This is a genomic window from Advenella alkanexedens (genome assembly GCF_019132845.1).
Taxonomy (GTDB): Bacteria; Pseudomonadota; Gammaproteobacteria; order Burkholderiales; family Burkholderiaceae_B; genus Advenella; species Advenella alkanexedens.
The window spans coordinates 212112-234953 of record NZ_JAHSPR010000004.1 but is presented as its reverse complement, the minus strand read 5'-3'; the positions used below and the strand labels follow the sequence as shown (position 1 = coordinate 234953).

At 52.2% G+C, this 22842-nt stretch carries 22 protein-coding genes; 7 read left to right on the top strand and 15 right to left on the bottom strand.

The window, feature by feature from the left end; translation table 11 throughout:
- Positions 1-23: 23 nt before the first annotated feature.
- From KU392_RS07265 to KU392_RS07245, 5 genes are all read right to left on the bottom strand, one after another.
- On the bottom strand, positions 24-191 hold the full coding sequence (locus tag KU392_RS07265; protein WP_217734968.1) for a hypothetical protein: 168 nt from the start codon (positions 189-191) through the stop codon (positions 24-26).
- The gene (mutS, locus tag KU392_RS07260) at positions 175-2829 is read right to left on the bottom strand and encodes a DNA mismatch repair protein MutS (protein WP_217734967.1); all 2655 of its coding nucleotides are present in this window, start codon (positions 2827-2829) and stop codon (positions 175-177) included. Before mutS ends, KU392_RS07265 begins: the two co-directional genes overlap by 17 nt.
- 18 nt (positions 2830-2847) lie before the next feature.
- Entirely contained in the window at positions 2848-3771 is a 924-nt protein-coding gene (locus KU392_RS07255) for an AEC family transporter (RefSeq protein WP_217734966.1), read from the bottom strand.
- A gap of 16 nt (positions 3772-3787) precedes the next feature.
- Positions 3788-5284 (bottom strand): AMP nucleosidase, encoded by a 1497-nt coding sequence (locus KU392_RS07250; protein ID WP_169295210.1) that lies wholly within the window; start codon positions 5282-5284, stop codon positions 3788-3790.
- An 82-nt stretch (positions 5285-5366) separates the two neighbouring features.
- Positions 5367-6131, bottom strand: a complete 765-nt coding sequence (locus KU392_RS07245) for an RNA methyltransferase (protein ID WP_217734965.1) — start codon at positions 6129-6131, stop codon at positions 5367-5369.
- 113 nt (positions 6132-6244) lie between these two features.
- On the opposite strand from KU392_RS07245, the gene KU392_RS07240 reads away from it, so the two are divergent.
- Together KU392_RS07240 and KU392_RS07235 are read left to right on the top strand one after the other, a co-directional pair.
- Positions 6245-7039 carry an inositol monophosphatase family protein gene (locus tag KU392_RS07240; RefSeq protein WP_169295209.1) on the top strand — a complete coding sequence of 265 codons (795 nt, stop codon included), beginning with the start codon at positions 6245-6247 and terminating at the stop codon, positions 7037-7039.
- A 16-nt stretch (positions 7040-7055) separates the two neighbouring features.
- Complete coding sequence (locus KU392_RS07235) at positions 7056-7910, top strand: undecaprenyl-diphosphate phosphatase (protein ID WP_169295208.1); 855 nt, start codon at positions 7056-7058, stop codon at positions 7908-7910.
- Positions 7911-8112: 202 nt separating this feature from the next.
- On the opposite strand, the gene KU392_RS07230 is transcribed toward KU392_RS07235, so the two are convergent.
- Genes KU392_RS07230 through KU392_RS07220 form a run of 3 tightly spaced genes read right to left on the bottom strand, consistent with a single transcriptional unit; the run spans position 8113 to position 11124 of the window.
- Entirely contained in the window at positions 8113-9324 is a 1212-nt protein-coding gene (locus KU392_RS07230) for a CaiB/BaiF CoA transferase family protein (protein WP_217734964.1), read from the bottom strand.
- Positions 9325-10182, bottom strand: coding sequence for a MaoC/PaaZ C-terminal domain-containing protein (locus KU392_RS07225; RefSeq protein ID WP_189384184.1), 858 nt, complete (start codon positions 10180-10182; stop codon positions 9325-9327).
- Between the two features lie 27 nt (positions 10183-10209).
- A complete protein-coding gene (locus KU392_RS07220) occupies positions 10210-11124 on the bottom strand; it encodes an SDR family NAD(P)-dependent oxidoreductase (RefSeq protein WP_169295205.1) in 915 nt (304 codons plus the stop codon).
- A gap of 155 nt (positions 11125-11279) precedes the next feature.
- On the opposite strand from KU392_RS07220, the gene KU392_RS07215 reads away from it, so the two are divergent.
- Together KU392_RS07215 and KU392_RS07210 are read left to right on the top strand one after the other, a co-directional pair.
- The gene (locus tag KU392_RS07215) at positions 11280-12188 is read left to right on the top strand and encodes a LysR substrate-binding domain-containing protein (RefSeq protein ID WP_169295204.1); all 909 of its coding nucleotides are present in this window, start codon (positions 11280-11282) and stop codon (positions 12186-12188) included.
- Between the two features lie 105 nt (positions 12189-12293).
- Entirely contained in the window at positions 12294-13292 is a 999-nt protein-coding gene (locus KU392_RS07210; protein WP_169295203.1) for a Bug family tripartite tricarboxylate transporter substrate binding protein, read from the top strand.
- Between the two features lie 74 nt (positions 13293-13366).
- Here KU392_RS07210 and KU392_RS07205 read toward each other — a convergent pair whose 3' ends face one another.
- From KU392_RS07205 to KU392_RS07175, 7 genes are all read right to left on the bottom strand, one after another.
- Entirely contained in the window at positions 13367-14344 is a 978-nt protein-coding gene (locus KU392_RS07205) for a Bug family tripartite tricarboxylate transporter substrate binding protein (RefSeq protein WP_169295202.1), read from the bottom strand.
- A 76-nt stretch (positions 14345-14420) separates the two neighbouring features.
- Positions 14421-15413, bottom strand: a complete 993-nt coding sequence (locus KU392_RS07200) for a Bug family tripartite tricarboxylate transporter substrate binding protein (RefSeq protein WP_169295201.1) — start codon at positions 15411-15413, stop codon at positions 14421-14423.
- Positions 15414-15446: 33 nt separating this feature from the next.
- On the bottom strand, positions 15447-16148 hold the full coding sequence (locus KU392_RS07195; protein WP_169295200.1) for a 3-oxoacid CoA-transferase subunit B: 702 nt from the start codon (positions 16146-16148) through the stop codon (positions 15447-15449).
- Positions 16141-16815 (bottom strand): 3-oxoacid CoA-transferase subunit A, encoded by a 675-nt coding sequence (locus KU392_RS07190; protein ID WP_169295199.1) that lies wholly within the window; start codon positions 16813-16815, stop codon positions 16141-16143. Before KU392_RS07190 ends, KU392_RS07195 begins: the two co-directional genes overlap by 8 nt.
- A gap of 8 nt (positions 16816-16823) precedes the next feature.
- On the bottom strand, positions 16824-17786 hold the full coding sequence (locus KU392_RS07185) for a Bug family tripartite tricarboxylate transporter substrate binding protein (protein WP_169295198.1): 963 nt from the start codon (positions 17784-17786) through the stop codon (positions 16824-16826).
- Between the two features lie 84 nt (positions 17787-17870).
- Entirely contained in the window at positions 17871-19043 is a 1173-nt protein-coding gene (locus KU392_RS07180) for a thiolase (protein ID WP_169295197.1), read from the bottom strand.
- Between the two features lie 2 nt (positions 19044-19045).
- The gene (locus KU392_RS07175; RefSeq protein WP_169295196.1) at positions 19046-19435 is read right to left on the bottom strand and encodes a Zn-ribbon domain-containing OB-fold protein; all 390 of its coding nucleotides are present in this window, start codon (positions 19433-19435) and stop codon (positions 19046-19048) included.
- A 249-nt stretch (positions 19436-19684) separates the two neighbouring features.
- Here KU392_RS07175 and KU392_RS07170 point away from each other — a divergent pair, with 249 nt between their 5' ends.
- The 3 genes from KU392_RS07170 to paaG are packed head-to-tail and all read left to right on the top strand — an operon-like array spanning position 19685 to position 22833.
- Complete coding sequence (locus tag KU392_RS07170; protein ID WP_217734963.1) at positions 19685-20875, top strand: acyl-CoA dehydrogenase family protein; 1191 nt, start codon at positions 19685-19687, stop codon at positions 20873-20875.
- Between the two features lie 48 nt (positions 20876-20923).
- The gene (locus KU392_RS07165; protein WP_217734962.1) at positions 20924-22036 is read left to right on the top strand and encodes an acyl-CoA dehydrogenase family protein; all 1113 of its coding nucleotides are present in this window, start codon (positions 20924-20926) and stop codon (positions 22034-22036) included.
- Positions 22033-22833, top strand: coding sequence for a 2-(1,2-epoxy-1,2-dihydrophenyl)acetyl-CoA isomerase PaaG (paaG, locus tag KU392_RS07160; protein ID WP_169295193.1), 801 nt, complete (start codon positions 22033-22035; stop codon positions 22831-22833). The genes KU392_RS07165 and paaG overlap by 4 nt, the downstream gene beginning before the upstream one ends.
- Positions 22834-22842: the final 9 nt, after the last annotated feature.

Below are 22842 nucleotides of genomic sequence, written 5' to 3'. Positions count from 1 at the left end.
CCCACGCTCCTGCGTGGGAATGCCTACTCTTTCTGCCCAAAAAGATTACGCAGTTTATACAAGGCATCCAGCGCCTCTCGCGGGCTCATGCTGTCTGGGTCAAGGTCGTTAATGGTGTCGCGCAGGGCCTGCAGTTCAAGCTTGACTCGTTCCCACGCTCCTGCGTGGGAATGCCTACTCCTTCTGCCCAAAAAGATTACGCAGTTTATACAGGGCATCCAAAGCCTCCCGTGGGCTCATGCTGTCAGGGTCAAGATCGTTAATGGCTTCCCGCAGGGTCTGTAGCTCAAGCTGGTCATCGCTGGCCTGGTCATTGGCCGGGGCGGTTTCGGCAAATAAATCCAGTTGTGCCGTGTTGCTGGCCTGGTTTTCAAGGCGTTCCAGTTCACGCTTGGCCTGGCGGATAACCGCAGCGGGAATGCCGGCCCGCTGGGCAACCTGGATCCCGTAGCTGCGACTGGCGGGGCCTTCCTGGACCTCATGTAAAAACACAATGCCACCGGGTGATTCGGCCGCGGCCAGATGAACGTTAACGGCAGCCTCGTTTTGCTCGGGCAGGCGCGTAATTTCAAAATAATGGGTCGCAAACAGTGTCAGTGCTTGGTTGTGGGTTAACAGGCGGCAGGCAATTGACCAGGCCAATGACAGGCCGTCATAGGTCGAGGTGCCGCGCCCGATTTCATCCATCAGTACCAGACTGTGTGGCGTGCTGGCGGCCAGGATCGCAGCGGCTTCGGTCATTTCCATCATGAAGGTGGAGCGGCCGCCGGCCAGGTCATCGGCAGCGCCAATGCGGGTGAAAATACGGTCTATCATGCCAATGCGGGCAGACTGGGCCGGTACGAAACTGCCCATGCGAGCCAGCAAAACAATCAGGGCAATTTGCCGCATGTACGTGGATTTACCCCCCATATTGGGGCCGGTAATCAGCAACATGCGTCGGTTGGGGTTCATTTGGCAGCTGTTGGGGGTGAAGCGTTCTATGCTGCGTTCAACCACCGGATGGCGGCCCGCCTCAATCTCAATAATGGGGGCCTCGCACAATTCAGGGGCCACCCACTCATTGTTGCGGGCATGTTGCGCCAGCGATAAATACACGTCAATTTCAGAAACGGCTTGGGCGCATTGCTGTAATGCTGGGACGGACTGGGTCAGCTCTTCCACCAACTGCTCATAAAGCCATTTTTCCCGGCTTAATGAGCGGTCCTTGGCCGACAGGATCTTGTCTTCCCAGGCTTTCAGTTCGGGTGTGATGTAGCGTTCAACATTTTTAAGGGTTTGGCGCCGGCGGTAATCATCGGGGACTTTGTCAATTTGCCCTTTGGATACCTCAATAAAGAAACCATGTACCCGGTTGTATTCAACCCGCAGGTTGGCAATATCGGTGCGGGTGCGTTCCCGGGCTTCCAGCTCCAGCAGGAAGGCGCCATTATCACTGGCCAGGGTACGCAGTTCATCCAGTTCGGCATCAAAACCCGGGGCAATCACGCCACCTTCACGGATAAGCGCAGCAGGTTCCTCATCAATGGCCTGGTGCAGGCGGTGCTGCAGGGCAGGGTCTATGGTCAGGGACGCAAACAGCGTTTCCATGCGGGGGGTAGAGGCAATGTGTTCGTTAAGCAACTGATACAAATCGGGCAGGCGGGCCAGGGCATCGCGCAGGCTGGCCAGTTCGCGAGGGCGCACCGACTGCAGGGCGATACGGGTGGCAATGCGCTCCAGGTCGGGGAAGGATTTGAACAGCTGGTTGATTTTTTCCAGCACAATAGCCGGGTGCAAGGGGCTGTCTGATTTGCCCGTCAGGAAGGCATGAACGCAGGCCTGTCTGTCGGCAATCGGCTCATTGGCGCGTAGCGGGTGGTGCAGCCAGCGGCGCAGCAGACGACTGCCCATGGGGGTTTCGCAGGCGTCCAGCAAAGAGAACAGGGTGGGGCTTTCTTCGCCACTAATGGTTTCGGTAATTTCCAGATTTTTGCGGGTTACCGGATCCAACACCAGGTAATCGCTGGCCTGGTCAACGCTAATGCCTTGCACATGGGACAGCGACTGGGTTTGTGTTCTTTCCGTGTAACGCAGCAGGGCGCCGGCTGCGGTCACTGCCGAAGGCATGTCGTGAATACCAAAACTGGCCAGGGAATCAACACCAAAATGCTGACACAGCAAGGCATTGGCTTCGTTCTGGTCAAAGTGCCAGTCTGCGGTGGTGCTTAAGGTGCCTTGCCAGCTGGTTTCCGGCTGGAAAGAGTCGGCATGCACGATTTCAGCCGGAGCAATGCGGTGGATCTCGGAGTCCAGCGAGGCCGCATCGCATTCGGTCAGGCGGAACTCGCCACTGGCCAGGTTCAGCCAAGCCAGGCCATATTTGGGCTGGCGACCTTTATGGGGCAGGTAAATGGCCATTAAAGGACGGTCGGACTTGGATGGCAACAGGGTTTCATCGGTCAGGGTGCCGGGGGTGACAATACGTACAATCTTGCGCTCAACCGGGCCTTTGCTGGCAGCCGGGTCACCCACCTGTTCACAAATGGCGACTGATTCGCCCATGGCCACCAGGCGTGCCAGGTATTGCTCCATGGCATGCATGGGTACACCAGCCATGGGAATCGGCTCGCCATTGGAGGTGCCGCGCTTGGTGAGGGTCAGATTCAGCAGGCGTGCCGTTTTAATGGCATCGTCATAAAACATTTCATAAAAATCGCCCATGCGATAGAACAGCAATATTGAGCCTGCTTCTTCTTTAAGGGCAAGGTATTGCTGCATCATGGGCGTGTGGCCGGCAAAACGGTTAGGGATCGCTTCGGCTTTGGAAGAAAGGGACTTTGTGCTCATAGAGGGGTATTGTAGCGGTTAAAACCAGGAAATAAGCAATGAAATGGTCAGGACCGAGATGACCGTAGACAGGAAAATGCTTTGGGAAACCAGCTGTGAATTGCGCTTATACAGGGTGGCCAGCATGAAAGGGCCCGTGCCGGTTGGCAGTGCGGCCAGCAGGATGGCGGCTTGCCGGTAAACCGGCGGCATATCAAAAACGTAAAACACCAGAAGCGCCGTAAAGGCGGGCAGGAGCAACAGCTTCAGGGTAAGTACGGTTACCGTGCGGGTTTGCAGATCCTTATTGGGGGTTTGTGCCAGAAACAGGCCAATGGTAACCAGGGCACAGGGGCTTGCCGATGCACCCAGCAAACGGGTAAATTCCAGCAGTGGTACTGGCATGCTGACAGGGCTTGCTGCCATCAAACCACCCAGAACCGGTGCGGCAATCAGTGGATTTTTAGCCAGGGAAAGTGCGGTTTTGCGCAGGGTCTCACTTAATTTGGGCGAAGACTGCACGCCAAACTCGATAAAAATAATGGCCATTGCAAACAGTACGCAGGCGGTCAGGATCATGGAAATGATCGCCGGTATCAGTCCTTCCGGCCCAAACACAAGGGTGCATAAAGGAAGGCCCATATAACCGGTATTGCTGTAGGCGGCGCTTAGGCTGTTAACACTCCGGTCGGCCAGTGGCGTTGTTTTTTTCTGCCAGACCAGATAGACAAGAAAGACGATCAGCATGGCGCCCATAGAGGCCGCAATAAAGCCTGGCTGGTACAGGTCTTGCCAGGGGGTGGTTGCCATTGCCTGGAACAGCAGCGCAGGCAGGGCCAGCCACACCACGTAAAGATTCAGGTGGTGGGTGGCCTCATGACTGAGTATTTTCTTTTTTGCAGCCAGGTAACCGATCAGGATCAGGGCAAAAATCGGTATTACCGCATTGACAACAGCCGTCAAGCTGAAAATTCCTTTGTTATTTGAAAGCGGTTTCTATAAAGCTGCGTAGTTTACGCGATTGCAGGCGTTCGCGTGGCATTTCACGCAAAATTTCCAATGCGCGCATGCCAATGTATAAATGCTGGTTTACCTGGGTGCGGTAAAAATCGGTGGCCATGCCGGGCAGCTTCAGTTCACCATGCAGGGGTTTGTCTGACACGCATAGCAAGGTGCCATACGGTACCCTGAAGCGAAAACCGTTGGCGGCAATGGTGGCCGATTCCATATCCAGCCCGATGGCACGCGATTGCGACAGGCGTTGAACCGGTTCATCGTGGTCGCGCAATTCCCAGTTGCGGTTGTCGATGCTGGCGACAGTGCCGGTGCGCATAATGCGTTTGAGTTCCCAGCCATCCAGGCCGGATACCTGGGCGACGGCTTCTTCAAGGGCAACCTGGACTTCAGCCAGGGGGGGGATGGGTACCCATAAAGGCAGGTCGGCATCCAGTACGTGATCATCGCGCACATAACCGTGTGCCAGTACGTAGTCGCCCAGTCTTTGGGTGTTGCGCAGGCCTGCGCAGTGGCCCAGCATGATCCAGGCAGAGGGGCGCAGCACGGCAATATGATCGGTAATGGTTTTGGCATTGGACGGTCCTACGCCCATATTGACCAGGGTAATGCCCAGCCCGTCAGGGCGTTTAAGGTGATAGGCCGGCATTTGCGGCAGGCGCACCGGTTGACTGCCGGTTTCGGGGGTGTGGGTGGCGGTGGTAACCAGATTGCCTGGCTCAACCAGTTCACTATAACCGCTGTCGGGGTCACGGACCAGTTCGCGGGCCTTGTTGCAGAAGGCATCTACATAAAACTGGTAGTTGGTGAACAGGACAAAACCCTGAAAGTGTTCAGGGGCGGTTGCCGTATAGTGCTGCAGGCGGTGCAGGGAATAATCAATGCGCGGCGCGGTAAAGGGGGCCAGTGGTTCTGGCATATTGGTGTCGGTTTTCAGGGTGCCGTTAACGATGGCGTCATCCATGATCGCCAGGTCGGGCACATCAAAATAATTGCGCAGGGTCAGGTTGTTGGTATCGTCATAGACCCTTTCCACATACTGGCTGCCCGTAAAAGAAAAATGCAGGGGAATGGGGGTTTTGGATTCGCCAATCTCAACCGCCACCCCATGGTTTTTGATGAGCAGGCTGATTTGTTCCAGTAAATAGGATTTGTACAGCTCGGGCTGGGTAATAGTGGTGGCGTAGATACCCGGTTCGGTGGCATAACCGTAGGAAAGGCGCGAGTCAATTTCCCGGTGATCGGTAACACGCAGGCGGATGGCCGGATAAAATGCCCGCACGCTGTATTCGGGCGGGTTTTCATTGTTGATGAAATCGTAGAAAGCCGTGCGAATAAACCGGGTATTGCGTTGATATATATACACCAGCTGCTCATAGGCCTTTTCGGCATTGTCAAAAGCCATAAAAGCAATATGCTCGGGTGTGGAGATGGCTTTGGGGGTAAGATGCGTATATGTCATTGTCGTATTTTGTTATTGGAATTCAAGGGGTTTTTCTTTCCAGACAGTATAGCGGCATATTATGACAATGACAGCACCCCCATTATTTTTTGCTGGCGTGTTTGATAATGTTGGTGCAGACACCGCGCATCATGTCCACTTCTTCCTGGTTCATATGAATGCGGGTGAACAGGTAGCGCATGCGGGGCATCAGTTTTTTCGGGTGTGCCGGGTTCAGGAAATCAATGGTGATCAGGGCCTGTTCCCAGTGTTTAAGCAGGGCTTCCACTTTTTCACTGGGAGCATACGCGATTGCATTTTGGGTTTCATTGGCCTGGGTGGCCGCCGGATTGTTTTCCATCAGGGCGTAACGCAGTTCCCAGGCGGCCAGTTGCAGTGCCTGGGATACATTCAGGGAGCTGTAGGCCGGATTGGCCGGAATGTGACAGATCCGGTGGCAGCGGCTGATTTCCTCATTTTCAAGGCCGGTTCTTTCCGTACCCAATACCACTGCCACGCGGTTTTCGGGGGCGCTGGCCAAATGACGGGCGCTTAATTGGGCGCTTTGGCGGATGTCCAGGGCTGGCGGGCCCATGTCCCGGCTACGTGCGGTCAGCGCGAATGACAGCGTGACCGGGGCCAGGGCTTCATCCAGGGTTGAAACAAGGTGGGCATTGTGCAGGACATCGGTTGCGCCACTGGACAGGGCAATGGCTTCGGGGTTGTTTTTGATGTCCGGGTCTTTGGGAGACACCAGTACCAGCTCGTTAAAGCCCATGGTTTTGATGGCCCTGGCGGCGGCACCGACATTGCCGGGATGACTGGGTGCCACCATGATAAAACGGGTATGGGCAAAGCTGGGAAGCATGATATTCCTTCAAAAACCATATATTCTAGTGAAAAACAGGTGTTTGGCTAGAACTTGTGGCGGTTGTCATTTAAAATGCCTATTTTACCCAACTCGACTAAAACAGAACAAATATGCATCCAATGCTCACCATTGCCATCAAGGCAGCAAGACGTGCCGGCGCAATCATCAATCGCGGCAGTCTTGATATTGATAAAGTTCAAATCGCCCGTAAAGGCCATAATGATTATGTGACCGACATTGATCATGCGGCCGAAGAGGCGATTATTGATGTGTTGCGTGAGGCTTATCCTGATCACGCTTTCCTGGGGGAAGAGTCCGGTTTTGTATCCGCACAGGAAGGCGACACAAGTGTTGCACCTGAGTATCAATGGATTATCGACCCACTGGATGGCACCAAAAATTTCATTCATGGCTTGCCCAACTACGCGGTTTCCATTGCCCTGGCGCATCGTGGCGTTATTACACAGGCCGTTATTTATGATCCGGCCCGTAATGAAATGTTTACCTCTACCCGTGGTGGTGGCGCCTTTTTGAACGACCGTCGTGTCCGCGTTGCCAACCGTACCCGTTTTTCCGACGCCATGCTGGCTGGCCGCTTCCCTTCCGTGACCAGCTCCAACCGTAAAGGGGCCGAGCGTTTTTATCCCCTGATTGATGAAAGTACGGGTTTTCGCCGTTTGGGTGCCACGGTGCTTGAATTGGCCTATGTGGCTTGCGGGCGTCTTGATGGTTTCTGCGGTGTCAACCTGAAACCCTGGGATATCGCGGCAGGCAGTCTGCTGGTTCTGGAAGCCGGTGGCCTGATTGGTGACTTTGAAGGTGAGCAAACCTGGATGAAAACCGGCAATTTGCTGGCAGGTAGTCCCAAAGTATTTACTCAAATGATTGCTGCTTTGCAAGAATAACGCCAAGAAAACGTGAATGGAACAGTTTATTTATTTACTGAAGGCGGCCTTCCTGGGTGTGGTGGAAGGCCTGACCGAGTTTTTGCCTATTTCAAGTACGGCGCATTTGTTAATTCTTGGTGACTGGATCAACTTTGATTCGGGTGATTTCAAGGTTTATGAGATTGTCATTCAGCTGGGTTCCATTCTGGCGGTTATGTGGATTTTCAGGTTTCGTCTGTGGCAGGTCATACGGGGTACGTTTACCGGTGACCGTACCGAGCTGCTGTTTACGCGTAACCTGATCCTCGCATTTTTGCCGGCTGCGGTTATTGGGCTTATTCTGATCAAGCAGATTGCCCAGCTGCTTGATGGCAAGTTTATTGTTTATGCCTTTACCCTGGTACTGGGTGGTATTCTGATGTTGTGGGTTGAACGCCGCCCCGATATGGCCAAGCATGCACCAGCCGATTCTGATGCTCAAAATGCCAAGGTGAAACGTCTGGAAGATATTACCTGGAAACAGGCGCTGGTGGTGGGTTTTGCCCAGTGCCTGGCCATGATTCCCGGTACGTCCCGTTCCGGTGCCACGATTATTGCCGGCATGATGGCGGGCATACACCGTAAAACCGCGACCGAGTTTTCATTTTTCCTGGCCATGCCTACCATGCTGGGAGCAACGGTCTTAAGTATGTATAAATACGGTGGCGAGCTTAGCGACAGCAATATGCTGGCCGTGGTGATCGGTTTTATCGCAGCTTTTGTCAGTGCCCTGTTGCTGGTTCGTGCTTTGCTTAAGTTTATCAGCGTTTATTCTTATCGGCCGTTTGGCTGGTATCGTATTGTGCTGGGCCTGATTGTCGGCCTCTGGGTGTGGTCGGCAGCCGCTTAAGGTTCTCTGCGACTCCCGGGGTTTTGTTAATAAGGAAGCGGCAGTGAAAAAATCCCCCTGAAACCTGGTTTCAGGGGGATTTTTTTCTGGTTTCCACGCTTTCTGGTTCCCACGCTCCCGCGTGGGAACCGCTCCGGTTTGCATTCCCACGCGGGAGCGTGGGAACGAGTACGCGGGAGCGTGGGAACCAGCAGAAGGGCGATTATTTGTTCAGCTTATACTGCTTATCCAGATTGAATTCGCGCAGGATTTCTTCAGTATGCTCCCCCAATAAAGGCGGGGCCATGCGATATTGAATGGGCGTTGCTGAATAGTTAATCGGGTTGGCCGTGGTAGGCGCAACTCCGGCAATCGGGTGCTCAACCGTTTTCCAGATATTTCTTGCCTTGACTTGTGGCATTTCAAAAACCTGGTCAATGGTATTGATAGGGCCACAAGGCACGCCTGCCGCTTTCAGTTTGTCCAGCCAATTGTCCCGGGTATCGGTACGCATGATGGGCTCCAGAATGGCAATCAATTCCTTGCGGTTTTTCAGGCGACTGCTATTGGTTGTGTAATCCGGATTTTCTGCCAGATCAGGGCGGCCAATGGCTTTGCTGTATGCTGCAAATTGACGGTCGTTGCCGACAGCGACAATCAAATGCCCGTCGCTGGAAGCGAAAACCTGATAGGGCACGACGTTCTGGTGAGCATTACCTGCCCGTTTGGGGGCAACACCCGAGGTCATGTAGTTCAGGTTCTGGTTGGCCAACATGGCAATATGGCAGTCCAGCAAGGCAACATCAATGTGCTGGCCAAGCCCGCTTTTGTTGCGCTCTTGCAAGGCGCCCAGGATACCAATAGTGGCATACATACCCGTCATGAGATCGGTAACCGCCACGCCTGCCTTTTGCGGGCCACCGCCAGGCAAGTCGTCGCGTTCACCGGTAATGCTCATCAGGCCGCCCATTCCCTGGATGATGAAATCATAGCCGGGCTCCTTGGCCATGGGGCCAGTCTGGCCAAAGCCGGTAATGGAGCAATAAATCAGCCTGGGGTTGATTTCCTTGATGCTTTCGTAATCAAGGCCGTATTTTTTCAGGCCACCGACCTTGAAGTTTTCAACCAGAATATCGCATGATTTGGCCAGTTCACGAACCAGATTGCTGCCTTCTTCACTGGCAATATCTATGGCGATAGAGCGCTTGTTGCGGTTGGCACTTAAATAGTAGGCCGCTTCACTGGTGTCGTTACCTTGCGCATCTTTCAGGTATGGAGGCCCCCAGGCACGGGTATCGTCGCCCGTTTCGGGGCGTTCAACCTTGATGATATCAGCGCCCAGGTCGGCCAGGTTTTGCGAGCACCAGGGGCCTGCCAGCACACGCGACAGGTCAAGCACCTTGATGCCTTCTAATGGTAATCCACGTTTAGTCATTTATTTAATCTCGGCAAAGCCATTGCTTAATACAATAATATTTCTTTCTTTGACTTTAGCCTGGAACTGGATTTCGTGCTCATTGCGTTTCCACATTTCACATACCAGCGTTTCACCCGGATAAACAGGTGCAGAAAAACGGGTATCAAAACGAACCAGACGCGCAGGATCATAGTCGCAGAAGGTCTTCATGATAGCATGAGCCGCTACGCCATAGGTGCACAGGCCGTGCAAAATGGGTTGTGGATAACCAGCTGCACTGGCAACGGCCGGATCGATATGCAGGGGATTCGGGTCGGCATTGAGACGATACAAAATGGCCGCCTGCGGCAGGATGGGTAATTCACAGACCTGATCCGGTGCCGTATCGGGGACCTTGGGCAGGGCTGGGGGCGGTTCATCACTAACACCAAAGCCACCATCTGCACGGCAGAAGGTGGTTTGTTCGATGGTGGCCAGCAAGGTACCTGCCTCATCGTAAAGCTTGCGCTCGGTAATCACCAGGGCGCCTTTGTCGGCACCCTTGTCAATTACGTGGGATACCCTGATTTTACCGGTGATTTTTCCGCTGGCAGGCAGCGGTTGATGAATCGTGGTGCGTTGCTCGCCGTGAACCAGTTTTACCCAGGTAATGCCGGCGGCCGGATCTTGCATCCAGAAGCCGGGATAACCCAGAACAACCGCCATGGTGGGGAAGGCCTTGATGTTTTTTTCGTAAACAAATTGCAGCTGGTTTTCATCAAGGGGGTCTTGTCCCAGGCCAATACCCAGCGCGTACAGGATGCTGTCCTTGACAGTATATTCCTGCACGACATCGGGGAACGTCCAGTTTTTAATAAGGTTATAGTCTAAAGCCATTCTTGTCTCCTTGTTGATCAACAGGAATTAAATAGGATCCCAGTTGATGACTTCGGGAGAGCGCTCAAGTTTGAAGAAGCTGCCTTTCAGTGCAGGTGCGGCCACTTCGGCAATTAGTTCAGGGGTCCAGCCGGTAGACATGTGAACTGAACGGATAGGACGAGGCTGGCTGAACAGCATGATTTCGTTGGCACGTACACCAAAGATCTGGCCGGTTACTTCAGAAGCGGCGTCACTGCCCAGATAAACGGCCATTGGCGCGATTTTATTGGCTTCCATTTTTTGCAATTTTGCAACGCGTGCTTTTTCTTCGGGTGTTTCGGCTGGAATGGAGCTGGTCATGCGGCTCCAGGCAAACGGAGCAATACAGTTTGAACGTACGTTGTAGCGGGCCATGTCAAGCGCAATAGACTTGGATAGGCCAACAATGCCCATTTTGGCGGCAGAGTAGTTGGACTGGCCAAAGTTGCCGATCAGGCCGGAAGTAGAGGTCATGTGTACGAAAGCACCGGATTCCTGTTCGCGGAAGTAAGGCGCAGCGGCACGGCTGACGAAGAATGAACCATGCAGGTGAACATCAATCACCTGGCGCCACTCTTCTTCGCTCATTTTGTGGAACAGACGGTCACGCAGGTTACCGGCGTTATTCACGATAATGTCAATTTTGCCGAAACTGTCAATCGCGGTCTGGATGATATTGTTGGCACCTTCGTAGCTGGCAACGCTATCCAGGTTGGGAACTGCCTGACCACCGGCCTTGATGATTTCATCAGCAACTGTTTTGGCCGGGCCGTCGCCACCGCCTTCACCGGTCAGGGAAACGCCAATGTCATTGACGACAACTTTGGCACCTGCTTTGGCATAAGCCAGGGCAATATCACGGCCAATACCGCCACCGGCACCGGTTACAACAACTACTTTTCCTTCTGCAATTCCGCTCATTTTTGATCTCCGAGGTTTTTTTAGGATATAAATAAGAATGCAACCATAAAAACACGATGTGTTCATGGTTTACACATATGGTTGGAGTATAGTAGGCCATAAAATGAATTTTACTTATTCATATTTTTTAACTACCCCCTTTCAATTTATTTAAGATGCGCTACGATTTAACGGATTTAAAATTATTTATCAATATTGGTGAGACATCGAATCTGACCCGTGCTGCCGAAAAGACCTTTCTTTCTTTACCAGCGGCCAGTGCTCGAATCAAGAATCTTGAAGAGTCGTTGAAGGTGCGATTATTGATCCGTCAGGTGACCGGGGTAAAAATGACCCCCGCTGGTGAGATCCTGCTTAAATATGCCAAAGGGGTTTTTCAGCAGCTCGATTGTCTGCATTCCGAACTGCAGCCTTTTTCAACCGGCATCAAAGGCAAGCTGAGAATTCTTGCCAACATGACTGCCACCCATTCTTTTTTATCTGAAGCCCTTTCTTCTTTCCTGCTTGAAAACCCCGATGTTGATATCGAGTTGGAAGAAAAACTGACCAAAGACATCGTTTCCGCCATTCGGGCCGGGTCTGCCGACTTGGGTATTGCATCTGGCAGCATCAATCTGGATGGGTTGGATATTGTTCCCCTTTTCAAGGACGAACTGGTGGTGATTACCGATCTTGAACATGAATTAAAAGATGTTGAAGAAATCAGGTTTGAGGATTTGATCGAAAAATATCAGTTTGTCGGGATTCACCCAGAAAGCGTCATTCAGTCATTCCTGGAAGAAAAAGCATACAAATTGGGCAAGCGCATTCATCAGCGTGTGTATGTGGGGAGTTTTGAAACGGTCTGCCGCATGGTTGACGCCAAGATTGGCCTGGCAATCGTGCCTATAGAATGTGCCCGTAATTACAGCAAGTCAGAGCGTTTGAATATTGTGCGCATCAGCAATGATTGGGCCAATCGCGAGCGCTTCATCTGTCGCCCGGGGGGCAAGGATATTCCTGCCTTTGCCGAGAAGTTCATCGAACACGTGATGAAAATTGCCGGTAACATCAAGCGGCAATAAGCATGGCTTTCAATTTCATGAGGGATGTCTTTTAAAAAGAAAAGGGTTAAAAGATAAAAAGAAACGGCATAATTGGCGGTTAAGTAAATAAAGGAGACGTTAATCATGCCGGTCTTATTCAAACATCGCAGAGCAGTTATTAAAACATTGGCAGCCGTAGTGGTGTCAGGTTTGCCTTTTGGCGCCAGTTGGGCGGATGCCGACAAGTGGCCAGAGCAGGCGGTTAATTTTGTGGTGCCATTTGCACCAGGCGGTCCGGTTGATACGGCAGCCCGCATTGTGACTGCACCCTTGAATGATAAATGGAAGCAGCCCATCGTGATTGATAACAAGGCGGGAGCAGGTGGTATTGTGGGTGCCCGATATTCCGCCAAGGCCAAACCCGATGGTTACAACTATTTCTTTACAGCTATTCATCATGCCATTTTGCCCAGTCTGAACGACAATCTGGGTTACGATGCCCAGAAAGATTTTGAGCCTGTCGGGGGTGTTGCGCGTTTTCCGTTAATTCTGGTGGCCCATCCTTCGCTGAATGTGAAGTCGGTCCAGGAATTGATTGACCTGGCCAAAGAAAAGCCCAATACCATTTCTTACAGTTCATCAGGTACGGGTGGCGGTACGCACCTGGCAGGCGAATTGTTTGCCAGTATGGCGGATGTCCAGTTGCAGCACATTCCTTACAAAGGCAGTGCACCTGCGGTACAGGATCTGGTGGGTGGGCAGGTACAGTTAATGTTTGCCGATGCCACTTCTGCCTTGCCCTTTATTAAAAGCGGTAAGGTGATCCCGTTGGGTGTGGGCAATAAAGAGCGCTCTGCCTTGGCACCTGATGTCCCCACCATTGCTGAATCCGGTTTGCCTGGCTATGAGGCTTATTCCTGGAGTGGTCTGTTTGCCCCCAAAGGCACACCGGCTGATGTTATTAAAAAGCTGAATGCAGACATGAATGAAAGCCTGAATACGCCCGAGATTATTGAAAAAATGAACGGTTCCGGCTCTGAGCCCATGCCTACAACGCCTGAAGAGTTTGGCCAGTTCCTGGATGTTGAAATCAAGAAGTGGCGCGATACGATCCAGAATGCCAACATTAAAGTTCAGGGTTAAAGTTTGAGTTTTGCCACCCGATAAAAAATCCGGCCATATGGCCGGATTTTTTTATATGGAACAGGTTCGCCGGATTATTGATTTGGCTGGATACCCGCTTTCTCAATCACTGCTTCCCAAAGCTTGTACTCACGATCCACTTTGGCTTTCAGGTCAGCGCCGTTACTGAATGTTCGGGTGTAGCCACCGGTTTCCATCAGTTTGTCAAACTCGGGGTTTTGGTCAATGTTTTGCAGGGCCACTTCAAGACGCTTTACAACATTTTCCGGCAAGCCTGCGGGGCCAACCAGGGCATACCATCCGGTTACGGCATAGTCTTCAATGCCGGCTTCGATCATGGTCGGTACATCGGGCAGTGCCTTGTTGCGAGTGGCTGATGTGACGGCCAGCGGGCGCACTTTGTCACCGTTGATATAAGAAATGGCGGTGCCGCTAATGTCAAACATGAAAGAAATCTTGCCGCTCATCACGTCAACCATGGCGGGGGCATTGCCGCGGTAAGGTACATGCAGCATTTCCGTACCCGTTTTTTGCTTCATTAACTCGGCAGACAGCTGGTTGGAAGAACCAATACCGGCAGAACCGAAAGAAATGGCGTTGGGGTTGGCCTTGGCGTATTCAACCAGTTCCTTGACGGATTTGATGGGCAGGTCTTTGTTGGCGACCAGAACGTTGGTGTAGTCAACAATATTGCCAATATAGGTAAAGTCTTTGTCAAGATTGAGGTTGGCTGATTTCTGGATATGTGGCGTGATGGTGGGGGTAGGGCTGGCAATAAAATACAGGGTATAGCCATCGGGTTTGGAACGAATGACGGTTTCGGCGGCAATCATGCCACTGGCACCGGTTTTGTTTTCAATCACGACGGATTGCTTGAGTTCATCGGACAGGAATTTCGCAAATGAACGGGCTGCGGTATCAACCGGTCCGCCTGCCGCATAACCAACCAGCAGTTTGATGGGACGATCCGGCCATTCTGCCGCAAAGGCAGACATTGAAGCGGACAGGGCAGTAAGGGCAGTTGCTGCCACCAATAGTTTCTTGACTAACATAGGGTCTCCAGAAGATACAATCTTAAGGCAAATGCCTTAAAAAAGTTCAAAATTAAAATTTTAGATGTGCCAAAAGTTATTGAACTTTGGCACCTGATTTTTCAACGGCCACTTTCCATTTCTGGATTTCGCTGCTGATATGTTGTTTAAATTCATCCGGTGTTGAACCGGTGATTTCGTAGCCGTAACTGTTGAGTTGTTTTTTAATTTCAGGATCATTGGCCGCATCAACAAATGCCTTGTTCAGTTTCTCGACAATCGCATCAGGTGTTTTGGCCGGGGCAATAATTCCGTACCAGCCGTCAACCGTAAAGTCGGGCAGGCCAGATTCGCTAACGGTAGGGACATCGGGCAATACGTTTGAACGGTTTTTCCCGGTTACGGCCAGGCTTTTTAGCTTGCCGCTTTTAACGTGTGGCATGGAAGTGGAAATGCTGTCAAACATCAGGGAGACTTCCCCGCCCAACAAGGCGACGACTGCCGGGCCACTGCCCTTGTAAGGAACATGAATCATATCGGTGTCGGTGGCTGCCTTGAACAGTTCTGCGGCCAGGTGGCTGGTGTTGCCATTGCCTGCCGAGGCAAAGGTAAGGGCCCCCGGATTCTTTTTGGCGTAGTCGATGAGTTCACTGATATTGTTAGCCGGTGTCTTGTGGGGCGCAGCAACAAGCATGGGCAGGGTGGCCAACAGGGATACCGGTGCAAAATCCTCTTCAGTGTTGTAAGGCAATGAGGCGTACATGCTTGGATTGATGGCATGCGCAGCCAGTACCATCAGGACGGTATAACCATCAGGCTTTGATCTTGCCAGTTGGGAAGTGGCAATGCTGCCGCCAGCACCCGGCTTGTATTCAATCACAATGGGCTGGCCCAGGGCTTTTTGCATTTGCGCGGCAACCGGGCGAGCCAGCATGTCGGCACTGCCACCAGGAGGGTAAGGAATAAGCAAGGTGACTGGCTTGGTTGGGAAATTGTCGGCTTGTGCGTGGGCAACCGTCAATCCGCCACAAAATAATACGGTTCCCATGCCTGCCAATAATTTTGCAACGATCGTTTTTGATGCTTTCATTTTATGTCTCCTCGATTTATTTTTTGGAACCGCTTAGTTGCTGTAATAAGGTTGCTGGTTCTTGTCCAGAAGGATTTTTTTGGGTGGTGTTTCCGCCACCAGCTTGCCTTCGGTTTTTGCCTGCAGGTCTTCAAGGCTTAAACCGTCTACCATGGCATGTACGTGAAAGGCATTGTCTTTCACTTCAATCACGGCCAAGTCGGTATAGACCCAATCAACCACGCTGATACCGGTAAGCGGATAAGTGCAGGCATTCAGCAATTTGGGCTGTCCGTCCCGGGTGGTATGATCCAGCATGACAATGACATTTTTGGCGCCAACAGCCAGGTCCATGGCACCGCCAATGGCTGCGATGGCATCAGGTGCATCGGTAATCCAGTTGGCCAGGTCTCCGTTTACGGCTACCTGAAAGCCACCCAGAATGGAATAGTCCAGGTGACCGCCTCGCATCATGGCAAAAGAATTGGTGTGCTCGGTGATGGAAGCGCCTTCCAGAAGCGTGATGGGTGTGCGGCTGGCATTGATGATGTCGTAATCAATTTCATGATCAATGGCCGTGCGACCCATCCCTAAAATGCCGTTTTCGCTGTGAAGAATGATTTCCCGGTCTTCGGGCAGATAATCGGCAACCAGGGTTGGCATGCCAATGCCCAGGTTCACGTAGACGCCATCGGGCAGGGTTTGGGCGACAAGTTTGGCAATCTGGGCCCGGTTCAATGAAGTAATACTAGACATTGCCAGCTCCTGCCAGAACAATTGATTTGACAAAAATACCAGGTGTCATGACGTGTTCGGGGTGAATTTCCCCCAGTTCTACAATCCGGTCAACCTGGGCGATCGTGTTTTTGGCTGCCGTACTCATAACGGGATTGAAATTGCGGGCGGCCCAGCGATAAGTCAGGTTCCCCCAGCGATCCCCCAAATGGGCTTTGATCAGGGCGAAATCACCGTGCAGGGGTTGTTCAAGAATATAGCCTACGCCATCAACAACACGTTGTTCTTTGCCTTCGGCAACACGGGTGCCATAACCGGTGGGTGTAAAGAAGGGGCCCAGACCGGCACCGGCTGCGCGCAGGCGCTCGGCCAGTGTGCCTTGGGGCATGCATTCAAGCTCCACTTTGCCGGCACGGTAGGCTTGGGCAAACACATCCGATAAAGGCGGGCGTGGGTGCGAACAGATGATCTTGCGAACCTGTCCGTTTTTGATCAGGCCGGCTATGCCGATTTCGCGGGTACCCGCGTTATTGCTGATGATCGTCAGGTCTTTGGTGCCGATCTTCTGAAGGCTGGCCAGCAGCTCGAAAGGAATGCCGGCATCCCCAAAACCGCCAACGATGACGGAGGCACCGTTGGGGATTTGTTCCAGCGCTTCAAGATGGGATGAAACGATTTTATTGATCATGCTAAGTGTTAGTCCATTTTCAGATTGGCCGCTTTAACGGTATCGGCCCACAAGGCTTGCTGGTCTTCAATGAATTTGGCAAACTCTGCAGGCGTGTTGCCACCCGGCTGGCCGCCCATGGCGGCAAAACGGGCTTTTACGTCCTCGCTTTCCAGGGCATTTTTGGCGGCTTTATGAAGCTTGTTAACCACATCATCGGGGGTGCCGGCCGGTGCCAGCAGGCCAAACCATGCGGTCACCACCATGTTGTCAATACCGGCTTCTTTCATGGTGGGCACGTCGGGCAGTTCGGCAACCCGTTCATCGCTGGTCACTGCCAGTGCCTTGAACTTGCCAGACTTGATGGAAGGCAGTGAGCTGGGCAGGTTGTCAATCATGAAGGTGTATTGATTGCCAAGCAGGGCGCTGACGGCAGGGCCGGCGCCTTTATAGGGAATATGCTCGGCTTTCAGGTTGGCGCGTTGCATGAACATTTCTGCCGACATATGCGGAGACTGGCCTTTGCCAGATGAACCAAACGTTTGGTGCTGCTTGTTCTCGGAAACGTACTTGATCAGTTCGTCAACCGTATTGACAGGTGTTTGCTCATTGACAACCAGTACATTGGGTACTGAAATAACCAGGGAGATGGGGGCGAAATCTTCTTTTTTATAGGGAAGTGAATCGTACAGGCTGTAGTTAATGGCATTGGGGCCAATGTTACCCATGATCAAGGTATAACCATCGGGTTTGGATCGTACCAGTGCCTGGGTACCGATAATGCCAGCGGCACCCGCCTTGTTTTCAACCACAACGCTTTGACCCAGTTCCTTGCCCATTTTTTCACTGAGGATACGGGCCGCAATATCCGTGGTACCACCAGGCGCAGCGGGCACAATAATCGTGATATTTTGTTCTGGCCATTCAGCCATGGCAGAGGTGCTGAACAAAATGCCAAGCGAAAGGGCCAGTACTGATTTAATACGTTTCATAATGTCTCCGGTCTTATGGTTATGGGTTTGCCGGCCCTTTTCTGGAAAGGGCCGGTTGGGTGAATTTAAGTTTTTTATTAACACTTAAAGTGTTTCAGCGGTGCCCAGAATAGCGGTTGACTGGCTTGACAGCGTACCGCCATTGCCATGGACAACTGCCAGTTGAGCACCGTTCACCTGGCGCTCGCCACAGCTGCCACGCAATTGACGTACTGCTTCGATCAGGATGAAAATGCCATACATGCCGGGGTGAACGCAGGACAGGCCACCGCCGTTGGTGTTGACTGGCAAGATGCCGCCTGGGGCAATATTGCCATTGCTCACGAATGCACCGCCTTCGCCTTTTTTGCAGAAACCCAGGTCTTCCAGGAACAGGATCGTGTTAATGGTAAAGGCGTCATATACTTCGACCACATCAATATCAGACGGTTTTACGCCGGCCATTTCAAAGGCGATCTTGCCTGATTGTTGTGCCGCGGTAACGGTCAGGTCTTGCATGGAGGAAATCTGGCGGTTCCAGCAGGCGGTTGAGTTACCCAGGACATACACTGGTTTTTGTTTCATGTTTTTGGCGCGGTCGGCACGTACCAGCACGAATGCACCGGCTCCATCGGTGACCAGACAGCAGTCACGAACGGTGAGTGGGTCGGAAACCATTTTTGAGGACAGGACGTCTTCAATCGTGAGTGGATCACGCATGGTGGCTTCCGGGTTCATTTGTGCCCATTTACGTGCTGCAACGGCCACTTCAGCCAGGTTTTCACGGGTGGTGCCGTACTGATGCATGTGACGTGCTGCAGCCAAAGCGTAGGAGCTGAGCGGACTCAGCGGGTTGTACGGATTTTCATAAGGCTGTGGATCCATTTGCTTGCGCATATTGCCGATGGCGCTGCGGCTAAGCGTAGAGGTGCGCTGTGTGCTGCCATAGCAGACCAGTACGGCATTGCATTGACCGGATTCCAGTGCCTGGATCGCCGGCATTAAATGAGCTACAAAGCTGGAGCCGCCAATCATGGTGCTGTCAATAAAGGTGGGACGAATACCCAGGTGTTCGATAACCGGCATGACCCACATGGTGGAAGCTACGCTGGCGGTGGCAATGCCATCAATATCCTGCATGGTCAGGCCTGCATCATCAACGGCACGCTTGGCCGCCTGGATCAGGATTTCCATTTCGGTGTAACCGGTTGCCATACCCAGACCTGCTTGCCCTACACCGACAACAGCGGCAGCACCCCTTAGTTTTTTGTCAATCATTTTTATGCTCCTGCTGGTGTGAAAATAACGATGTTCTGGTCGCCAGACTGGCGAATGCCTGCCTGGACTTTCTGGCCGATTTTCACCTCATCGGGTGCAATGCCTTCCACATGCGCCATCATGCGCGGACCTTCATCCAGGTCGATCAGGGCAACGTTATAGTCACCACCTGCGTCCGGTTTGCGGCGGATAACAGTGGTGGAGTAAACGGTTCCCTTACCTGAGGGTGCGTACCATTCAAGTTCATCCGAACCACAGTTTGGGCAGACCATGCGTGGAAAGAAAATACTTTTGCTGCAATCGCTGCAGCGTTGAATCAGGAAGTTTCCCTGGGCAAGTTGATCGTGGTAATGCTTTTCGGCACCCACGCTTAGAGATTTATTTTGCGTCATGAAAATTCTCGTAAAGTGATAATAAACGTATTCATAGTGGGCTACAGTATTCCTCTATATGAAATTTAAGACAATCTTGTTTTTATGAAGTCTGTCTTAAGACGGATTTAATTATGGTTTCTACTAATACGACGGGATACTGATATGTTTTTCGCTTCAGCCTTTCTTGAATGGGGGGTTCCAAAAAAGTAAATTGTGAAACCCTGTTTTTTGTAGTGTCATAGCATGAATTAAAAAATGGAGGACATTATGGATCTGAATTTAACGCAGGAAGATATTGCATTTCGGGAAGAGGTCAGGCAGTTTGTGGCAACGTCCTTGCCCCAGGACATTAAAGACAAGGTGTTCAAACACCAAAGGCTGGATAACAATGATTACATCCGTTGGCATCGTGTGCTGGATGATCATGGTTGGGGTGCACCCAGCTGGCCGGTCGAGTTCGGTGGGACCGGCTGGAGTGCATTGCAAAAACTGATTTTTGAAATTGAAAGCTTTAAGGGTGGGGCCCCTCGCCTGCTGCCGTTTGGCCTAAGCATGATTGGTCCTGTCTTGATGAAATATGCCAGTCCTGAAATGCAGCGGCGCTTTTTGCCTCGCATGTTAAGAATTGAAGATTGGTGGTGCCAGGGTTATTCCGAACCGGGTTCGGGCTCTGACCTGGCTTCACTGAAAACCCGTGCCGAGAAAACCCCTGAAGGTTATGTGGTGAACGGGCAAAAAACCTGGACCACGCTTGGTCAGTATGCCGACTGGATGTTCTGCCTGGTTCGTACCGATCCTGATGCCAAGCCACAACGCGGTATTTCCATGCTGTTGATTGATATGCGACAGCCTGGCGTGACGGTGCGCCCCATTAAAACGCTGGATGGCGGCCATGACGTGAATGAGGTTTGGCTGGAAAATGTCAAAGTGCCTTATGAAAACCTGGTGGGTAACGAAAACGAAGGCTGGACTTATGCCAAATATCTGCTGGGTCATGAGCGTACCGGTATTGCCGGTATCGGTTTATGTTATCGCGAGTTGCAGATCCTTAAAAACCTGGCCGCTGAAGTACAGTGGAATGGCAAGCCGGCCAACCAGGATGTTCGCATGAAAGACCGGATTTCCCTGATTGAGGCGGATATTCTTTCCCTTGAAATGATGTTGTTGCGCGTGGCGGCAGACAGTACGCAAGGTCCGGGCCCACAGGCGTCCGTCCTGAAAATCCGTGGTTCGGAAATCCAGCAGGATCTGGCACGCCTGCAGCTTGAAGTCATGGGCTTGAACAGCTGGCCTTATAGCCCGTCCTGGCTGGAAGCCGGAGAGGATGTGTTTGGACCGGGACACCCGTTTGCGGCAGCCGCATCGGCCAATTATTTTGATATGCGCAAAACCACGATTTACGGTGGTACGACAGAAGTTCAGAAATCCATTATTGCCAAGCAGATTCTGGATGTATGAAGGGTTGTTGAACGTAGAACAAAGAACTAAGGGATTTTGGAGAAAATAATGGATTTTGCATATAGTCAAGAACAGCAAATGCTGGCGGAAAGCCTGGGCAGGGTAGTTAAAGAAGATTGGAGTTTTGAAAAACGGCGCCAGCGCCAGCAGAACAATGAACTGGACAGCAACAGCTGGAACACCCTGGCCGAGCTGGGGGTGCTGGGTCTGAGCGTACCGGCCGAGTATGACGGTTTTGGTGAGTCTGCGTCTTCCTTGCTGGCCATTCATCAGGAATTGGGGCGTGGTCTGGTTTCCGAGCCGGTTGTGCCCAGCGCGGTTATTTGTGCCAGAATTCTGGCCAACAGCGATCACGAAGCGCTCAAGCAGCAATACTTGAGTGCGATTGCCAGTGGACAAACCATTTTCAGCCTGGCGTATCAGGAAAGCCAGCGTAGCGACAATCTGGCAAACATTGACACACAGGTCGTCCTCCAGGATGGCCAGTTGGTGTTGTCTGGGCAGAAGCGGGCAGTATGGCATGCCGGTGCTGCCCATGCATTTGTCGTGAGCGCTTTGCTCAATAATGAACTGGCTTTGCTGGTTGTGCCTGCAGGCGTGGAAGGGATTGTCATTAACGACTACCCCACCATGGATGGCAGCCGTTGTGGCAATGTGGATTTTGCTGGCGTGCGGCTTGATGAATCTGCTTTGCTGGCAAACGGTGAGGCTGCCTTGCAATTGCTGAACCAGGGGCTGGATGACGGTATTGTTGCCTTGTGTGCTCATGCCGCCGGTGCCATGGATCATCTGTTGCAGATCACGGTTGAGTATCTTAAAACCCGTCAGCAATTTGGCAAACCACTGGCCCAGTTCCAGGTGCTGCAACACCGTCTGGCTGATATGTACATCCAGAAAGAAGTGGCCTTGTCCATGGCCTATGTGGCAGCGGCCGGGGCAGGTGAGCCTGACCAGGATAAAAAGCGTCGCATGCTGTCTTCGGCCAAGATCAAGGTGGCGATGGCCGGTCGTTTTATTGGTGAGAGTGCCGTGCAGTTGCATGGCGGTATGGGCATGACCCATGAGCTTGAGGTGGGCGATTATTTCAAACGTCTGATATTTATTGATTATTTACTGGGTGATACCCAATATCATCTGAAACAGCTGGAGGCCCTGGAATGATTGCCAAATTATATGAAACCATTCTGTTTGCTTATCGCGAAGGCGTGGCTTACATTACCCTTAACCGTCCCGAGCGCTTGAACAGTTTTACGGCAAAAATGCATGATGAGCTTAAGGATGTCCTTTCCCTGCTGGAGTCCCGGGTGGATTTGCGAGGCGTTATTTTGACCGGTGCCGGGCGGGGGTTTTGTGCCGGTCAGGATTTAAGTGAGCGTAAGCCCCTGCAACCGGGTGAAGTGCGTGATTTGGGTGAAAGCCTTGAGAATAATTACAAGCCACTGGTTTTGCGTTTGCGTGCCTTGCCAGTACCCGTGGTGTGTTTTGTCAATGGGGTAGCGGCGGGTGCCGGGTTTAGCCTGGTATTGGCCTGTGATATTATTTATGCCGTACAATCAGCCAAATTCATTCAGGCGTTTGCCAAAATCGGTTTGATTCCCGATGCCGGCTCAACCCACTTCCTGCCGCGTCTTATTGGTACGCAACGCGCCATGGCCGCTTCCATGCTGGCCCAGCCGATTTCTGCCGAACAGGCCCAGGCGTGGGGAATGATCTGGAAATGCATTCCAGATGAGTCCTTGCAGGATGAAATTGCGCAAATGCATCAAACCCTGTTGAGTGGGGCCACCAAAGCTTTGGCAGCCACCAAACAGGCGATTTATGCCAGCAGTGAAAACTCACTGGAACAGCAGCTTGACCTGGAAACCGAATTGCAGCGGGAAATGGGAGCAACCGAAGATTATCGGGAGGGTTCCGTGGCTTTTCTTGAAAAACGGCCTCCTGTGTTTCGGGGCACCTAGTCTTTGTTC

Coding starts and splice junctions, on each gene's coding strand:
- mutS (WP_217734967.1), bottom strand. CDS start 2,829: ATGAGCACAAAGTCCCTTTCTTCCAAAGCCGAAGCGATCCCTAACCGT.
- KU392_RS07250 (WP_169295210.1), bottom strand. CDS start 5,284: ATGACATATACGCATCTTACCCCCAAAGCCATCTCCACACCCGAGCAT.
- KU392_RS07245 (WP_217734965.1), bottom strand. CDS start 6,131: ATGCTTCCCAGCTTTGCCCATACCCGTTTTATCATGGTGGCACCCAGT.
- KU392_RS07240 (WP_169295209.1), top strand. CDS start 6,245: ATGCATCCAATGCTCACCATTGCCATCAAGGCAGCAAGACGTGCCGGC.
- KU392_RS07235 (WP_169295208.1), top strand. CDS start 7,056: ATGGAACAGTTTATTTATTTACTGAAGGCGGCCTTCCTGGGTGTGGTG.
- KU392_RS07230 (WP_217734964.1), bottom strand. CDS start 9,324: ATGACTAAACGTGGATTACCATTAGAAGGCATCAAGGTGCTTGACCTG.
- KU392_RS07225 (WP_189384184.1), bottom strand. CDS start 10,182: ATGGCTTTAGACTATAACCTTATTAAAAACTGGACGTTCCCCGATGTC.
- KU392_RS07220 (WP_169295205.1), bottom strand. CDS start 11,124: ATGAGCGGAATTGCAGAAGGAAAAGTAGTTGTTGTAACCGGTGCCGGT.
- KU392_RS07215 (WP_169295204.1), top strand. CDS start 11,280: ATGCGCTACGATTTAACGGATTTAAAATTATTTATCAATATTGGTGAG.
- KU392_RS07210 (WP_169295203.1), top strand. CDS start 12,294: ATGCCGGTCTTATTCAAACATCGCAGAGCAGTTATTAAAACATTGGCA.
- KU392_RS07205 (WP_169295202.1), bottom strand. CDS start 14,344: ATGTTAGTCAAGAAACTATTGGTGGCAGCAACTGCCCTTACTGCCCTG.
- KU392_RS07200 (WP_169295201.1), bottom strand. CDS start 15,413: ATGAAAGCATCAAAAACGATCGTTGCAAAATTATTGGCAGGCATGGGA.
- KU392_RS07195 (WP_169295200.1), bottom strand. CDS start 16,148: ATGTCTAGTATTACTTCATTGAACCGGGCCCAGATTGCCAAACTTGTC.
- KU392_RS07190 (WP_169295199.1), bottom strand. CDS start 16,815: ATGATCAATAAAATCGTTTCATCCCATCTTGAAGCGCTGGAACAAATC.
- KU392_RS07185 (WP_169295198.1), bottom strand. CDS start 17,786: ATGAAACGTATTAAATCAGTACTGGCCCTTTCGCTTGGCATTTTGTTC.
- KU392_RS07180 (WP_169295197.1), bottom strand. CDS start 19,043: ATGATTGACAAAAAACTAAGGGGTGCTGCCGCTGTTGTCGGTGTAGGG.
- KU392_RS07175 (WP_169295196.1), bottom strand. CDS start 19,435: ATGACGCAAAATAAATCTCTAAGCGTGGGTGCCGAAAAGCATTACCAC.
- KU392_RS07170 (WP_217734963.1), top strand. CDS start 19,685: ATGGATCTGAATTTAACGCAGGAAGATATTGCATTTCGGGAAGAGGTC.
- KU392_RS07165 (WP_217734962.1), top strand. CDS start 20,924: ATGGATTTTGCATATAGTCAAGAACAGCAAATGCTGGCGGAAAGCCTG.
- paaG (WP_169295193.1), top strand. CDS start 22,033: ATGATTGCCAAATTATATGAAACCATTCTGTTTGCTTATCGCGAAGGC.